The organism is Bacillus sp. NPDC093026 (assembly GCF_044754665.1).
Lineage (GTDB): Bacteria > Bacillota > Bacilli > Bacillales > Bacillaceae > Bacillus > Bacillus maqinnsis.
Genome location: NZ_JBIVPN010000001.1, coordinates 796,005 through 810,998, shown reverse-complemented (window position 1 = coordinate 810,998; position 14,994 = coordinate 796,005). Strand labels below are relative to the sequence as shown.

Sequence of the window (14,994 nt, the reverse complement as noted above, 5' to 3'; positions counted from 1 at the left end):
ATGCTGTTTATTGATAACGAGCAACATGACGATCCAATGATCAATCTGGCAATTGAAGAATATTGCTTGAAATATTTGGACCCAGAAGAAACGTATTTGCTGTTTTATATCAATCAGCCATCCATTATTATTGGGAAGAACCAAAATACGATAGAAGAAATCAACACGAAATATGTCGAAGAAAATGGGATAAAAGTTGTTCGCCGTTTATCAGGTGGAGGTGCTGTTTATCATGACAAAGGAAACTTAAACTTTAGCTTTATCACAAAAGACGATGGAGACAGCTTCCATAACTTTAAAAAGTTCACTGAACCGGTCATCCGGGCACTAGAGAAGCTAGGGGTCAAAGCTGAATTAAGCGGTAGAAATGACATTATGGCAGATGGACGTAAAATTTCTGGAAATGCGCAATTTGCGACACGAGGACGTATCTTCAGTCATGGCACACTCTTATTTGATTCAGAGATTGAACATGTTGTCTCCGCATTAAATGTAAAGAAAGAAAAGATCGAATCTAAAGGAATTAAATCAATTAGAAGTAGGGTAGCCAATATTCGTGAACTGATGGATCAAAAGATGACAATAGAAGAATTTAGAAACATTCTTTTAAGCTACATCTTTGATACGGATGGTGATATACCTCAATATCATTTGACAAAAGAGGATTGGAAAAAGATTCATGAAATCTCTCGTGACCGCTATCAAAAATGGGAATGGAACTATGGTCGCTCACCTAAATTCAATTTACAGCATTCCAAGCGTTTCCCAGCAGGTTCTATAGACCTGCGATTAGAAGTGAAAAAGGGAACCATTCAGGATTGCAAAATCTTTGGTGATTTCTTTGGTGTTGGGGATATTGCCGATATTGAACAAAGACTGATCGGGCGTCAATATGATCGTAAAACAATCAGCGATGCGTTAGAAGATATAGACATACGCCACTATTTCGGCAACGTATCGAAAGAAGACTTTCTTGATTTGATTTATTAAGCGATAAAGCACTGCTCACGGAAAGCAGTGCTTGTTTCTATCTAAAGAAATGAAAGTGATCAACATTTGATCTTGTGGATTTTTTCGTTTGTCCATTATAATAGAAAGGAGTAATGTTTGGCCATAAAATGAATGGCTATTCATTCATTAATGATACGTAAGGGGTGGGAGAATGGATTTGATCAAAAATCTTGAGCAGACTGCGATGACCAAGGGAGAAAACATCGCACTTGTGTTTGAAGGAAACAAGATAACCTATCAAGAGCTAATGACAAGTATTGATCGTTTTGCAGATGGTTTAGTTAACGAAGGGTTTCAAGAAGGCGATCATATCGCACTCATTTTAGGGAATTCACCACATTTTGTGATTTCATTTTTTGGTGCTTTGAAAGCAGGACTCGTCGTTGTACCAGTGAATCCCACATATACGCCGAGTGAAATCGGGTATATGCTCATCACAGGCGATGTGAAGGGAATTGTGGCGCCAAGTCAGCTTTTACAAGTATACGAGCAGGTGTATGAACAACTTCCATTAATTGAACGGGTCATTATTTGTGCAGAAAATGAAGCGATGTGCAGTTCAAGTTTGAAAGAAGTATCTGATAAGCTCGTATTTTATGGAAAGCTTGTATCAGGAAACGCGCCGAAAATTACACATCCTTCCGTTCATCCTGACGATACAGCTGTCATTTTATTTACATCTGGAACAACAGGGAAACCAAAGGGTGCAATGTTGACTCACACAAACCTTTACTCAAATGCAAGAGACATCGCAGAATACTTATCCATCGGTGAAAAAGACAAGATGATTGCTGCCTTACCGATGTTCCATGTATTTTGTCTGACGGTCTGTATGAATGCACCACTCATCAATGGTGCAATCGTTTACGTACTTCCACACTTTAGCCCATCAGAGCTTTTGAAAATGATGGAAAAAGAAAAGCCGACGATATTTGTTGGCGTTCCTACCATGTATAACTATTTATACCGCCAAGAGGGACATGATGAGGCAATGAAATCGGTGAGAATTTGCATCTCAGGTGGTGCCTCCATGCCTGTTGCCTTACTTCACGGATTCGAAAAGAAATTCGGTGTGACGGTTTTGGAGGGCTATGGATTATCAGAGGCTTCTCCAGTAACTGCATTTAATCCGCTAGATGGAGAAAGAAAACCAGGTTCGGTTGGAACCGATATTATGAACGTGAGAAATAAGATCGTGAATGAACTTGGCGAGGAAGTAGGACCGAATGAAGTCGGAGAACTTATTGCAAAAGGTCCAAATATTATGAAAGGCTATTATAAGATGCCGGAAGATACAGAAGCTGCTCTGAAAGACGGATGGCTGTATACAGGTGATCTGGCGAGAAGAGATGAAGATGGATATATTTATATTGTCGATCGAAAAAAGGATATGATTCTAGTCGGAGGGTACAATGTCTATCCAAGAGAAGTAGAAGAAGTACTTTATAAACATGAAGCCGTCGCAGAAGCCGTCGTCTTTGGTGTGCCAGATCCAAATACAGGAGAAGCTGTCGTCTGCTTCATTTCCCCTAAGAAAAATGCTCATATCAATCAAGATGATATCATCACACATTGTTCACACTATTTAGCGAAATATAAGCAGCCCCAAACGATTCATTTCATAGATGATATTCCAAAAAACACAACAGGAAAAATTTTAAGAAGAGCACTAAAGGACAAGTATCAAACGGAAGAAAGTAAATAAAAGCAGGGAGTCTCTTATGAAGAGGCTCCCTTTTGAATGGCCGCTTTCAATTGCTTTTGAAAAGAAGACGAATGTTTTTTATTGAGTTCATAGTACGTTCCATTTACTAAAAAAATGACCTGTGATCGATTCGTCCATAGCTGAAAGGTGGTTCCATTTGTTCTGCCAAACATCACCTTTGCGATGTAATCTGGCTTTTTTAAGTTTTTATTAAAGTGACTGCTCGTTCGTTTGCCATTGTTTAATTCTTCAATTAAATCTTCTGCTGTATCTTTATCATCTATTTCATAGGAGATGGGCTTGTTAGGCGGTGAGAGTAATACTTTTTCTGCTCGATTTTCATCGAAGATATCATTCGTCCGGCTAAACACATAAAAGAAGGTGATCAGTAAAAGCCCAAAGATCACAATTCCTGCAAGGATTTTCTTCATATTGAACCTCCATCTCGCTGTTTTATGCTTAGCTTCTCCGATCTTTATACAACATAATCATTTTTTTCACAGAAGCTTTTTCAAATGGGACATGCTATGATGGAGCCACATCAGACAGGTTCTAAACAAAAAGATCCGCGATTAGAATAGGAGAAAAGAGATAGAAAGGAGGCTGACATGTGCGAATACGTAACTGGATTGCTCTGGCAACGGTAGCGTACGTATTGTACGGTCTTTTCATTTATTTTTATTTGTTTCTTATTGGTGATTCATCAGTTCCTGAAAATGTGAAAGGAACGAGTGCAGATCCGCACACGTTTATGACAAGCCATGAGCTTGAGGTCAGCGAGGATTTTTCAAGAATCCGAAATTTTTTGTACTTTATTACGATACCGCTAGACTGGTATGTATTTTTTCTTTTACTAATTACAGGTCTTTCCCGAAAAATGGCCGACTGGAGCTTTGTTGCGGCTCGTTTTCGATTTCTTGGTCAATTTGTCTATGTTTTCTTGCTCTCGCTACTTACCATGCTGATTTCACTGCCGATTAAGTGGATTGGTTATCAGCTTTCCTTGCATTACGGGGTATCTGCTCAAAGCACTGCAAGCTGGCTAAAAGATCAAACACTCGATTTTTGGATCCAATATCCGCTTCTCGTGTTGTGTACGGTTGTTTTCTTTTGGCTCATTCAAAAAAAACGAAAGTTATGGTGGCTTTATGCGTGGTGTTTAACGGTTCCGGTGACACTGTTTCTCTTTTTTATACAACCAGTTGTCATTGATCCGTTATACAATGAATTTTATCCATTAAAGGATCAAGCACTTGAGACAAACATCTTAACTCTTGCAGAGAAAGCACACATCCCAGCAGACCATGTATATGAAGTGAATATGTCTGAGAAAACAAACACAATGAATGCTTATGTGACAGGGATCGGTGAAAATAAACGCATTGTGCTATGGGATACAACCTTACAAAAGCTGAAAGATCGGGAAATTTTATTTATCATGGCCCATGAGATGGGACATTACGTCATGAAGCATGTATATATCGGTTTAGCAGGATATTTCATGCTGTCACTGGTTGGCTTTTTTGCAATTGACCGTATCTATTTTTATCTATATAAAAGAGGACAAACTTCCTTTCATCTGAAAGTGTCACATGACATCGCCGCTCTCCCGCTTCTTTTAGTCATTGTGTCGATGTTGTCATTTGTTGCTTCACCTTTTACAAATGCAGTATCAAGGCATCAGGAACAGGCAGCTGATCAGTACGCAGTGAATTTGACAAAAGATGGTGAGGCGGGAGTAACGTCTTTTCAGAATCTTGCAAAATCAGGACTGACCCAAGTAAACCCGCCGCTTCTAGTGAAAATATTTCGTTATGATCATCCGACTATGATGGAGAGAATCGTTGATATGGAAAAGGTGGCAAAAAAAGAGGAAGAGTCTCAACGTCAATAAACAAGCAAAATCCGGCTATATGAGCCGGATTTTTGAATACGGTGATTAGTTAGAAGCAGCTTGAACATTAATTAACCCTTTACCGTAGTAGAATGAGTTGCCAAGTGGTGTGGCTGTGTTTTCTAAACGCTGACGAACCTGTGAATTCGTTAAATTCGGGTTCTTAGAAAGAATAAGCGCTGCTGCTCCTGCTACATGAGGAGAAGCCATGGATGTACCAGTATAAGATGTGTATCCGTTATTTGGCACTGTGCTTAAAATGGATGTACCAGGTGCAGAAACATCTAATTCAGGACCTGCACTAGATGAAGAGTTTCTCACATTGTTGCTGTTCACATTGGCAACAGCGATAGTAGAATCATATTTTGCAGGGTAACCGACAGTGCTTGTAGATCCAGAGGAGCCAGAATTACCTGCAGCCGCAACAACGACGACTCCGCGGTTGTTCGCTGTGTCAACAGCGTTCTTTAGAGCTGTTGAACCGGTTGGTCCGCCTAAACTCATATTGATGACATCCATATTATTGGCAACTGCCCATTCAATACCGCTAATAATCCAGCTGTATTGTCCATCACCGTTACGGTCTAGCACTTTAACGGCGTATAAGGAGGCATTTGGAGCGACACCAAGAACACCAATTGTGTTATCAAGGGCAGCAATGGTTCCGGCTACGTGAGTTCCGTGTGATTGAAAATCCTGGGTGGCATTTGGCTCTGAAGGGACGAAGCTAGCACTACCTGCAACATTTAAGTCAGGGTGTGCAGCGTCGATACCAGTATCAAGGACAGCTACTTTTACATTAGCACCTTTATAACCTTGAGCGTGTACGGCTGGAGCTTTGATTTGAGGGATACCATAAGGAACGGTTTGTGCATATGCTTCTGCTTTGTGGTCTTCTTCTACATATGCAATGCTAGGGTCATGTTCAAGTTTTTTTGCGGCTTGTTTTGACATCTTTACTTGTGCAGCATTAATGATTCGATATTGCTTTTCTAGTTTTCCGCCATGCTGAGTCACTGCATTTTTCTTAGCGCTGTTTGTGATGGCAGAAGCTTTAAAACCTACAATATAGCTTTTTTCACTATCTGCCTTTGAGAGAGTCTCTGCATTTGCCATTGAGTCTCCAAACCCTGCTGAAAATAGAAGAGGGACAGCCAATAAAATACTCGTCATCACATTTTTCTTTTTCACTCACATTACACATCCCTTTTTTCTTATTTCAGAATAATCATCAATAGTCTATAAGAAGGAGTCGTTTGATTATTCTGTATTTTCAGTTTAAGGGAAGTAGGCAAATAAGAGTAGACCTGAATTTTTGTGGAATTCCTAGCAAAAATTAGGGTAATAAGTCGCTTGGAAAATTTAACGAAATCTGTTTTAAGTGAATTGACTGCTGATTTCTATTAAAATGGAAGGATGCTTTTTTTCTTATGAAACATTTTGCGACAAACATTCGGTACTCGAAAGGCTGCAAAATAGGCAGAAAAGTCTAGCAATTATTTCAAATTTCGATATAAAAAAATATTATTTCATAAACGTTTTTGTCGAAAAAAAAAGACCTGTTCTTAAAGAACAGGTTCCATCGTGTAGAACACAATCATAGTCAAGTGTTGCGCGCTAGTGCTTACGAATCTAGCATTCGCTCTGGATAAGTAGCCATCCTTTCTAGACTTAAAGGGATTTCAGGTCACGATGTAATGAAGGGGAAGATTGTGTTAAATGGCTGACAACGTTATAATCACGTACTTTCCATTCACCATCTTTCCATTCGACATAATTTAAGCAAGCATTAACAAGTCTTGCATGATGAAGGTCTATATGTTCATCAGCAAGAACGGACAGTAATGCATGTATGGCAGCACCATGAGCAATGATCAATACATTCTGATCAGGATAGGCTGCTCTTACCTTGTGAATACCTTTTAGCATTCGGTCTTGAAGAGACTTTAACGATTCCATGTTTGGATACTGTTTATCAGGAAACAGCTCCTGACGTTCTTCAAGAGACATGCCTTCAGCATCTCCATAATCACGCTCAATGAAATCATCCATTATAACAAGTGGAGCATGCACATACTTTAGGATTAAATTGGCTGTTTCTTTTGCTCTTGATAATGGACTTGAAATGACTACATCCCAATGAAAATCTTTTAAGTAGAGTCCAGTTTGCTCAGCTTGCCATTTACCTATTTTATTTAAAGGGATATCCGTTCGCCCTTGAATTCGTTTAGCTGCATTCCAATCTGTTTCCCCGTGCCTGACTAGACAAATTCTTGTCACTAAAATCCCGCCTTTTCTTTCTTTTCTTCTATTATACTAGAACATAAGAAAAATGGTCGGTTTAGCGATTGGTTAGAGTGGTTAGAGATTCTACAGAGCTTGTTACTTGAGACACTGTTTCTTTAACTTCATTCAATTCGTTCAGGAACGTTTGAAGGTCTGTCTCAATTTTTCCATTTTGATTTTTACTCAAGTTCATACTACTCACGATATCATCAAATAGTGAATTGATATGAGTCATTTTTTCTTTACTGTCTGTTACAAGCAAATTCACGTCTGCAATATGCTGTGACACAATAGAAATTTGTGAATTTGTGTTGTTGACTAGTTCTGATACTGTTGAAACCGTTTTCTTTGTATCTTCTGATAACTTTCGAACTTCATTTGCCACAACTGCAAAGCCTTTTCCATGTTCTCCTGCTCGTGCAGACTCAATAGAGGCATTCAGCGATAACAAATTCGTTTGTTCTGCGATTCCTGTTACAATACCAAAAATCTGTTCAATCTGTTTAGCGATTTCTTCTAAACGTATCATTTCTGTTTCGATTTTTGTCATACTGCCATCAATCTGGTTCATTTGTGTTTGTTGAATCTCTAATTCTTTTTTACCGCCAATTGATTTTTCCTCTACTTGTGCAGATATCTTCGTTCCTGCCTGCGACATGGCTGCCATCTCATCAGATTTTGATACAAGCTTATCAACTGCATTTGTTGTTTGAGAAAAAAGTGAAGCAAGCGAGTTTGAGGTTTCAGTAATTTTAGTATGAAGTTCTTGCTGCTGTACTTCTGCAGCATCACGAATTTTAGAATATTCATGTTGAAATGTATCAAGGACAAGCTGCTGTTCTAAATTTAGTATTTTAGTGGTGGCTTTGACAACTGTCTGATATTCTTTGAAATCTTGGATATGCTGTGCAAATAAATCCATCATTGATAGCAAAAGGTCTTGGAAAGCAGCCATATACCATTTAGGCTGAAGCCCAATACGTAAATGAACTTGTGCAATTTTAATCCGTTTTGCAATATAGGCTTCGTCAATTACACCTGCGAACATTTCGCTAATGTGAATACGAAGTGTCTTTTTTAATCGGTCCACTGAGCTGTTATTTTGAATGATATGCATCAAGGAAGACTCTACTTCTAGGTTTTTATAAAATTTATTGACGATATGTTCAATGTCAGCTTGCACGAGCGGATTCAACTGTTTCAGTACAAAAAGGTCTTGCTGAGTCAGGTCAATCATTTTAATTTGTTTGGCAATATCCGTATTTTCCGTTATGTTCATTCTTTTTATCTTGTCATCCTGCTGCGTGAAAAAAGCAGTGTTTTTTCTTCCTTTTTTAAATAACAATGTTTTTGTCCCTCCATCATCCACAAATATCAGACTTTATGTTTTTTATCGGATTATTTTGGATTTTTTAAAGGGAGACTAATGAATTTTACTGTTCATAATATGGCCTTTTTAGTGGTTTTTTCGCTGGACCTTCTACTACTTCTCCAGTTACAGAAAATCGTGAACCGTGACAAGGACAATCCCAAGTGCGATCACTGTTATTCCAAGCGACTTCACACCCTAAATGGGTACAGGTTGTATCGACAAGAACGACATTGCCGTCTTCAAATTTAAAGGCCCCGCATTTCTTATGTTCATAAGACACAATGCCGCCTTCGCCTGGCTTTAAATCATCGATTGTCTGATCAGGTCTATTCAATTTACCAGTGATAAGCTGAGCAGCTACATTGGCATTTTCTTTAATGAATTCTTTGACAAACGGATCAGGAACGAATCTTGATGGGATATAGATGGATTCGTATGGATTGGACTTACCTTCGATCAAATCTCCAATCAGGGTCGCTGCGACATGGCTTGTGGTCATGCCCCATTTTCTAAAGCCCGTGGCCACGAGGATATTTGGATGATTTTTGGTCAGGTACCCAATATAGGGGATTTTATCCATTGTGACCAAATCGTGAGTAGACCAGCGGTACAGGACCTCTTGAATCCCGAGTATTTCGTGTCCAAACTTTTCAAGTGCTTCATAGTGTGTGCGCGCATCCCCGCCTTGTCCAGTTTTATGACCTTCTCCGCCAATGAGGACCACTTTTTCACCATTTATTTCGGCTGTTCTTAATGAGTGGGATGGTTGATCAATTCCTAAGTACATCCCATCTGGGAGTGGCTTGTTTGTTTTAGCTGCCACTACATAAGATTGATTTGGATGAATTCGGGTGAAATAAAGTCCTTTTCCATCATAAAAGGGAAAGTGTGAGCATGAAATGATATAGCGTCCTGTGAGATGATGTCCATTTTTTGTGATGAGAGCAGGCCGATGTCCTTCTTTAACATCTACTGCTGTCGTATTTTCGTAAATACGTACGCCTCGCTCTATGAGAAGCTGGACAAGTGCATTCAAATAGTGAAGAGGGTGAAACTGTGCCTGCTGTTTCATTACTAGAGCGGCTTTTATTTCTGGATCAAAAGGAAGTTCTGTTTTCCAATCATGATCAATCCCAAGCTGTCTATAGGCACCTAATTCTTTCTTTAATTTTTTTAAGCCGCTTTCTTCTTTTGTGTACAGATAAGCATCTCTCACTTCGAGCTGACACTCGATTTGATGCTCCTTGACACGTGTTTGAATGAGCTCTTTTGCTTTTTCATTTGCTTCTACATACAATCGGGCTTTTGGCATGCCAATATGCTGAATCAACTCATGATAATACACATCGTGCTGTGATGTCACTTTTGCCGTCGTATGTCCGGTGGTGCCTTGCATTAGTTCATTTGCATCAATCATGATGACATCTAATCCACGTTCTGTCATTTCAAATGCAGTGGCAATACCAGTAATTCCGCCACCGACGATTATGACGTCTGCTGTGAGATCCTCTGATACTGACGGAAAAGAATCCTTCTTCTTGTCTGCTAACCATAGTGATTGAGATTGATCCATTCCTTTGTGTTCTTGTTCCATTTTGTCGCCTCCAGTTTCTTGTTGTGTATAATTTTTCCACATTATTGAAAATCATACATTCGCAAGGTGAACTGTTCATGAAATACATAAAAAAATCACGTTTTCATAAAAATAAACAAGATAGAAGAAAGGAGTGGATTTGTGTGTCAACAAAGCAGCCGAAGAAAACGTTGCCGCCTCAACATCAAAATGAACGCCCAGGTCTTGAATATAAAATGAACCCTAGACCTATCTTTGATCGGGAGGTGCAAGAGAAAAAATTAGCTGGGAAGACCGCTATTGTGACAGGGGGAGATAGTGGGATTGGAAGAGCGGTGGCTGTCTTATTTGCAAAAGAAGGAGCAAATGTGGCGATTGTTTACTTCAATGAACATCAGGATGCAGAGGAAACGAAGGCCTATATTGAAAAGGCTGGAGGCCGTGTCATCTTGATTGCAGGTGATTTGGGAGATGAATCTTTTTCACATGAGGTCGTCAAAAAAACAAAAGATGCTTTCGGTTCAATTGATATTTTGGTGAACAATGCGGGAGAACAACATCCGCAAAAAAGCATAGAACAGATTACTTCACATCAGCTTCTTCGTACATTTCAAACAAATATTTTTGCAATGTTTTATTTAACAAAAGCAGTGCTCCCTCATTTAAGGAAAGGAAGCACCATCATTAATACGACATCTGTCACGGCATATAAAGGCCATGAAACCTTGATTGATTATTCATCGACAAAAGGAGCAGTTGTGACATTTACAAGATCACTATCACTTTCTCTGATTAAACAAGGGATTCGAGTCAATGGAGTAGCCCCCGGTCCGATTTGGACACCGCTTATCCCCTCTACATTTACGGAAAAGGAAGTATCTGAATTTGGTGGGGATGTCCCAATGGAAAGACCAGGTGAACCGGTAGAGCTTGCACCTAGCTATTTATTTTTAGCGAGCGAAGACTCGTCTTACATGAATGGACAAATTCTTCATGTAAATGGTGGAACGATATTAAATGGGTAAACAAAAAACTTGCGGTAAAGAGAAGAATGACCGTCTCTCTGCCGCAAGTAAATCAACCATTATTGATGTAAGCAATGTTCTGTATATTGAGCTGACAGGTCATTGAACCGGTTTTCATCACGCTGATCCAGTGCCTTATCAATCTCTTCTCTAAGAACGGTTAAGCGCTGTTTATAAAGCGCCTCATCTAAAACCATTTGAATATAGATGTCTAGAATTGTGACGCCTTTTTCTTCAGTTTTTTGGGTGTTGCGGGACTTCATGAGCTCAGCATACGTTTTTTTCTCTTTCATAAAGAATCCCCCCGATGCCTTTTTTATAGTATATGGATTGGTGGAGAAAAAATCAATAAGAATTTATAATTTTTAGACAATTTATTTTTGTCCGATATCAACACCCCTTGTCTAATCGACATCATGAGCTGTTATTCTAAAAAATGTTTTTAAATAGATCGAATGGACTAAAATATACGATAAAAAGAATATTTTTGATAATTTTTAAAAAAATCCTGTCGTTTCTTATACGTTGGTGATAGATTAATAGTATCTAAATTAACCAAAAATTAACACAGGAGGAAAAGAAGTGTCAGGAATTAGTGAAACCCCTTTAGATTCATATGTCATTAACCAAACAACAATGGCGATCCTTCCAATAGAAGAAGGGAAAAAAGTATATTCAAAAGTCATTGAAAGAGAGAAATGTTTTTTCGTTGAATTAAAGCCGTTGCACATTATTGAACGTAGCTGCAGGTTCTTTGGTTCAAGCTATGCAGGCAGAAAAGCAGGAACGTACGAAGTAACGGGAATTTCACACAAACCCCCGATTGTGATTGACTCATCCAATCATCTGTATTTCTTTCCAACGTTTTCGTCCAATCGCCCTCAGTGCGGATGGATATCCCACAAATATATTCATACTTTTCAGGAATCGTCCCTTGGAGACACGATTGTCACCTTTACAAATGAGCAAACGGTCGAGCTGGATGTCTCATATAAATCATTTGAGAGTCAGGTGCACCGGACAGCGTATCTTCGGACAAAATTTCAAGATCGTCTTGATGGAGGTCTTCCTAAAAAACAAGAGTTTATGCTGTATCCAAAAGAGCAACAGCTCAATCTTGTGTACGATTTTATTTTAAGAGAACTTCGTAATAGATATTAGCAGAAAACCAGCGGCATGTAGCCGCTGAATGTTTTGATCTCGTGAGCGATTTAAAGCTCAACTTCCTCGTTTCTCCCATGAATTTGATGAAGTTGATGTAAGACAGAGCAAGAGGTGAACGTGTATCAGCGTTGTTTTTGTGCAACATTTTCAGGTGAATGTGGATACATTTTTGTGAATTTGATGAGAAAAAGAACGAAAGGGCAAGTGGACGTCTGTTACAATAAGAAGAAGTCATTTCTTTATTATTGTTCATATGTGTTTTAAAATGATGATATTTGACCGATATGAACAAATGTGTAAGAGAAATGGAGGCTCTGTATGAAAAAACAATGGTATTTGGTGCTGTTACTAATCGTGACGGTCACATTATTAGCAGCTTGCAATCAAGTAGGTCAGTCGCCTTCCAAACAAGAGAAAAAAGAAGTAGCGTATGAACAATGGGTTCAGCGTTATATGGATGAGTTAAATGAGTCATATGAGAACATGACCGATCAATTTATTTCAGATGGACATGGTGCGATTCAACCAAATGAAAAATTGACAAAAGCGACAAAAGCATTTGATCGTGTGATTCAAAAAGGACTTGCTCATCAAGAAGTCCCGAATGCATACAAAAAAGCTGATAAACAATTAAAGACAGGTTTAGCATCATTTGAAAAAGGGATAAACACGGTGGAGCAACTGTTGAAACGTCCTGATCATGATAAACTATTTATCTCTGCTACGCACCACTTACAAGATGGGCTACAAGAGACGGCAACCTTTATCGAAGAATTTGGCAAAATTCAGCATGCAAAATAAGAACACATAACAAAGCTTGGAAAGCTTCTCTAGAATCGAAAATCTTTCCAGCTCATTTCGTTAAAATAAAGGTTAGAGAGGGGGAGGGTGACATGAAAAAGGTTCGGCTTAACGGGAAGGCATGTATTTCACAAGAGGACCTTCATGAACAACTGAAAGCAACATTGCACCTGCCCGATCATTATGGAAAAAATCTTGACGCACTTTGGGACTGTTTGACAGGAGAGATTGAGCTTCCTGTACAACTCATATGGGAGGATTTTCTAGTAAGCAAAGAATATCTTGGAGAATATGCCGATACCTTGCAAAAGCTGTTCAAAGAAGCAGAAATGGAGCTTAGAGGGCAATTTCAATTCACCATTCAATAAAGAGTAGCCGATTCTACAAGCTAAAAAGATGACAAAGGGCTACAATTAAAACCATCTTAGCCCTTTGTCAGACAATCTGGAGCCTGCCAAAAGGCTTTTGCCTTCTCTCAAGGGAAAATTTCATTCGGTTTGATGGAGAAAATAACGAGTAAGCAGTTCCTCGACACGATGTCGTATACGCGGATTAAAGTACTTATGTGTTTCTTCATAACCGTTCATGACAAATAAATAAGTAGTAAACCCTTCATCGTGTTCAATTTGCTGTACTTTCATTTTTTCTTTTCGTAAATACTGTTTCAGTTGGTAGAGAGCTTTTTGTGCCTCTTGTAATGTGGAGGTCACAAGCTGAATATATGGTTCGTTTAATTTTAACGTTTGATTTTCTTTTAAATGTGCCAAATCGCGATTGAGGATGGAGATAACCATCGGGAGGAAAATGGCCTGTTCCATCATTTGAAGCTGTATTCTTGATAGTCTAGTCATTTTCAATGCCTGCTTTCATCACATTTAGAACGTTTGTTCTCATTTATTATATAGGATGATTGAAAGAATCTCAAGGAAGAAGGGATTCATTTGTAATTTCATGTTTTCCATGTAAAATGAAAAGTAGACAAACTTTGAAGGAGTAAACAAGTTGCCATCATTTCTTTCAATATTTACTCATGAAAATATATCAGCATTTTTTGAGAGCTATAAGGCTTTTGGTCCAATTATTGCGATATTACTCCCTTTAATAGAAGCGTTTTTACCGTTTTTACCTCTGGTTGTTTTTGCGGTTGCCAATGCAAATGCATTTGGGCTTTGGGAAGGTTTTTTATTGACATGGATTGGGGCGAGCGCAGGGTCTATTCTTGTCTTTTTACTGATCAGAAGATTTGGACAAATGAGAATGCTACATTTTATAAGCAGACATCCTTCAATTAAAAAATTGATGCTTTGGGTAGAAAAACGGGGTTTTGGTCCGTTGTTTATTTTGCTTTGCTTTCCATTTACGCCTTCTGCTGCTGTCAATGTTGTCGCAGGCTTATCAAGAATTAGCATCTGGCAATTTTCATTGGCTGTTTTCTCAGGTAAGTGTGTCATGCTCTTGATCATCAGTTTTGTTGGCTATGATTTGACCGCTTTAGTAAAGAATCCGTTAAGAAGTATTTTTGCGGTTCTAGTCATCGCTTTATTATGGTATGTTGGAAAGAGAGTAGAAAACAGGTTGAACATTCGAATGAGCAAACGCGGCGACAAAGGAGGCACTTAATGAAGAAGAAGCCATTATTATGGTTGATGATTATTACATGCATCGTGTTATTGTTCCAAGTAAAGAATTTCATGTTTGTCACGTACAAAGTAGAAGGGGTTAGTATGGATCCTACATTTACTGATGGAACAGAACTATTAATCAACAAGTTCTCGCCAAAGCTCACGAAAATCAATCGTTTTGATTACGTTCTTTTTCAAGGTCCAAACAATCAAATTTTTATTAAACGTGTCATAGGTCTTCCGGGAGAAACACTCAAATATGAAGATGATCAACTATTAGTCGATGGTGTTAAATGGAAAGAACCGTATTTAAAAGAGCAAAAGAAATATAAAATGGGAAACGTCCTGACAGGTGATTTTCAGCTAGAAACGATCACTGGACGGAAGAAAATACAAAACAATCATTACTTTGTGATTGGTGATAACCGAATACATAGCTTTGACAGCAGACATTTTGGGACGATTTCAAAGGATCAAGTCGTCGGAGTGAAAAGAAATAGTGAATAACAAAAAAGAGGCGCCTTGCTCATGCAAAGCGCCT

General features: G+C 38.7%; 16 protein-coding genes and 1 pseudogene. 9 read left to right on the top strand and 8 right to left on the bottom strand.

The window, feature by feature from the left end:
* Together lplA and ACIQCE_RS04145 are read left to right on the top strand one after the other, a co-directional pair.
* Nucleotides 1-990, top strand: coding sequence for a lipoate--protein ligase (lplA, locus tag ACIQCE_RS04150; RefSeq protein ID WP_400493707.1), 990 nt, complete (start codon nt 1-3; stop codon nt 988-990).
* Nucleotides 991-1,162: 172 nt separating this feature from the next.
* A complete protein-coding gene (locus ACIQCE_RS04145; protein WP_400493706.1) occupies nt 1,163-2,716 on the top strand; it encodes a fatty acid--CoA ligase family protein in 1,554 nt (517 codons plus the stop codon).
* Nucleotides 2,717-2,730: 14 nt separating this feature from the next.
* Here ACIQCE_RS04145 and ACIQCE_RS04140 read toward each other — a convergent pair whose 3' ends face one another.
* On the bottom strand, nt 2,731-3,147 hold the full coding sequence (locus ACIQCE_RS04140; RefSeq protein WP_400493705.1) for a YhfM domain-containing protein: 417 nt from the start codon (nt 3,145-3,147) through the stop codon (nt 2,731-2,733).
* Between the two features lie 185 nt (nt 3,148-3,332).
* On the opposite strand from ACIQCE_RS04140, the gene ACIQCE_RS04135 reads away from it, so the two are divergent.
* Complete coding sequence (locus tag ACIQCE_RS04135) at nt 3,333-4,610, top strand: M48 family metallopeptidase (RefSeq protein ID WP_400493842.1); 1,278 nt, start codon at nt 3,333-3,335, stop codon at nt 4,608-4,610.
* A 45-nt stretch (nt 4,611-4,655) separates the two neighbouring features.
* Here ACIQCE_RS04135 and ACIQCE_RS04130 read toward each other — a convergent pair whose 3' ends face one another.
* The 5 genes and pseudogenes from ACIQCE_RS04130 to ACIQCE_RS04110 all read right to left on the bottom strand — a co-directional run bounded on the left by ACIQCE_RS04130 (nt 4,656) and on the right by ACIQCE_RS04110 (nt 9,862).
* The gene (locus ACIQCE_RS04130; RefSeq protein ID WP_483861782.1) at nt 4,656-5,801 is read right to left on the bottom strand and encodes a serine alkaline protease SapB; all 1,146 of its coding nucleotides are present in this window, start codon (nt 5,799-5,801) and stop codon (nt 4,656-4,658) included.
* 480 nt (nt 5,802-6,281) lie between these two features.
* On the bottom strand, nt 6,282-6,890 hold the full coding sequence (locus ACIQCE_RS04125; protein ID WP_400493704.1) for a histidine phosphatase family protein: 609 nt from the start codon (nt 6,888-6,890) through the stop codon (nt 6,282-6,284).
* Between the two features lie 61 nt (nt 6,891-6,951).
* A complete protein-coding gene (locus ACIQCE_RS04120) occupies nt 6,952-7,467 on the bottom strand; it encodes a methyl-accepting chemotaxis protein (protein ID WP_400493840.1) in 516 nt (171 codons plus the stop codon).
* A gap of 240 nt (nt 7,468-7,707) precedes the next feature.
* Nucleotides 7,708-8,175: pseudogene (locus ACIQCE_RS04115) on the bottom strand (protoglobin family protein); the annotation flags it as partial.
* 154 nt (nt 8,176-8,329) lie between these two features.
* Nucleotides 8,330-9,862 carry an FAD-dependent oxidoreductase gene (locus ACIQCE_RS04110; RefSeq protein ID WP_400493703.1) on the bottom strand — a complete coding sequence of 511 codons (1,533 nt, stop codon included), beginning with the start codon at nt 9,860-9,862 and terminating at the stop codon, nt 8,330-8,332.
* Nucleotides 9,863-10,005: 143 nt separating this feature from the next.
* On the opposite strand from ACIQCE_RS04110, the gene ACIQCE_RS04105 reads away from it, so the two are divergent.
* Entirely contained in the window at nt 10,006-10,866 is an 861-nt protein-coding gene (locus ACIQCE_RS04105) for an SDR family oxidoreductase (RefSeq protein WP_400493702.1), read from the top strand.
* A gap of 59 nt (nt 10,867-10,925) precedes the next feature.
* Here ACIQCE_RS04105 and ACIQCE_RS04100 read toward each other — a convergent pair whose 3' ends face one another.
* Nucleotides 10,926-11,159: an IDEAL domain-containing protein gene (locus ACIQCE_RS04100; RefSeq protein ID WP_400493701.1), complete on the bottom strand. Its 234-nt coding sequence runs from the start codon at nt 11,157-11,159 to the stop codon at nt 10,926-10,928.
* Between the two features lie 289 nt (nt 11,160-11,448).
* On the opposite strand from ACIQCE_RS04100, the gene ACIQCE_RS04095 reads away from it, so the two are divergent.
* From ACIQCE_RS04095 to ACIQCE_RS04085, 3 genes are all read left to right on the top strand, one after another.
* A complete protein-coding gene (locus tag ACIQCE_RS04095) occupies nt 11,449-12,027 on the top strand; it encodes a competence protein ComK (RefSeq protein WP_353856194.1) in 579 nt (192 codons plus the stop codon).
* 321 nt (nt 12,028-12,348) lie between these two features.
* Nucleotides 12,349-12,831, top strand: a complete 483-nt coding sequence (locus ACIQCE_RS04090) for a hypothetical protein (protein ID WP_353856193.1) — start codon at nt 12,349-12,351, stop codon at nt 12,829-12,831.
* A 92-nt stretch (nt 12,832-12,923) separates the two neighbouring features.
* Nucleotides 12,924-13,199 (top strand): barstar family protein, encoded by a 276-nt coding sequence (locus tag ACIQCE_RS04085; RefSeq protein WP_400493700.1) that lies wholly within the window; start codon nt 12,924-12,926, stop codon nt 13,197-13,199.
* 120 nt (nt 13,200-13,319) lie between these two features.
* Here ACIQCE_RS04085 and ACIQCE_RS04080 read toward each other — a convergent pair whose 3' ends face one another.
* Complete coding sequence (locus ACIQCE_RS04080) at nt 13,320-13,682, bottom strand: YhjD family protein (protein WP_400493699.1); 363 nt, start codon at nt 13,680-13,682, stop codon at nt 13,320-13,322.
* Nucleotides 13,683-13,833: 151 nt separating this feature from the next.
* On the opposite strand from ACIQCE_RS04080, the gene ACIQCE_RS04075 reads away from it, so the two are divergent.
* Nucleotides 13,834-14,451: a TVP38/TMEM64 family protein gene (locus tag ACIQCE_RS04075; RefSeq protein WP_353856190.1), complete on the top strand. Its 618-nt coding sequence runs from the start codon at nt 13,834-13,836 to the stop codon at nt 14,449-14,451.
* Nucleotides 14,451-14,960 (top strand): signal peptidase I, encoded by a 510-nt coding sequence (lepB, locus tag ACIQCE_RS04070; RefSeq protein ID WP_400493698.1) that lies wholly within the window; start codon nt 14,451-14,453, stop codon nt 14,958-14,960. The genes ACIQCE_RS04075 and lepB overlap by 1 nt, the downstream gene beginning before the upstream one ends.
* Nucleotides 14,961-14,994 lie beyond the last annotated feature (34 nt).

Excerpts from the sequence above, each read along its gene's own strand:
- ACIQCE_RS04100 (WP_400493701.1), bottom strand. The coding sequence starts at position 11,159 with ATGAAAGAGAAAAAAACGTATGCTGAGCTCATGAAGTCCCGCAACACC.
- lepB (WP_400493698.1), top strand. The coding sequence starts at position 14,451 with ATGAAGAAGAAGCCATTATTATGGTTGATGATTATTACATGCATCGTG.
- ACIQCE_RS04090 (WP_353856193.1), top strand. The coding sequence starts at position 12,349 with ATGAAAAAACAATGGTATTTGGTGCTGTTACTAATCGTGACGGTCACA.
- lplA (WP_400493707.1), top strand. The coding sequence starts at position 1 with ATGCTGTTTATTGATAACGAGCAACATGACGATCCAATGATCAATCTG.
- ACIQCE_RS04110 (WP_400493703.1), bottom strand. The coding sequence starts at position 9,862 with ATGGAACAAGAACACAAAGGAATGGATCAATCTCAATCACTATGGTTA.
- ACIQCE_RS04085 (WP_400493700.1), top strand. The coding sequence starts at position 12,924 with ATGAAAAAGGTTCGGCTTAACGGGAAGGCATGTATTTCACAAGAGGAC.
- ACIQCE_RS04080 (WP_400493699.1), bottom strand. The coding sequence starts at position 13,682 with ATGACTAGACTATCAAGAATACAGCTTCAAATGATGGAACAGGCCATT.
- ACIQCE_RS04140 (WP_400493705.1), bottom strand. The coding sequence starts at position 3,147 with ATGAAGAAAATCCTTGCAGGAATTGTGATCTTTGGGCTTTTACTGATC.
- ACIQCE_RS04120 (WP_400493840.1), bottom strand. The coding sequence starts at position 7,467 with ATGAACCAGATTGATGGCAGTATGACAAAAATCGAAACAGAAATGATA.
- ACIQCE_RS04145 (WP_400493706.1), top strand. The coding sequence starts at position 1,163 with ATGGATTTGATCAAAAATCTTGAGCAGACTGCGATGACCAAGGGAGAA.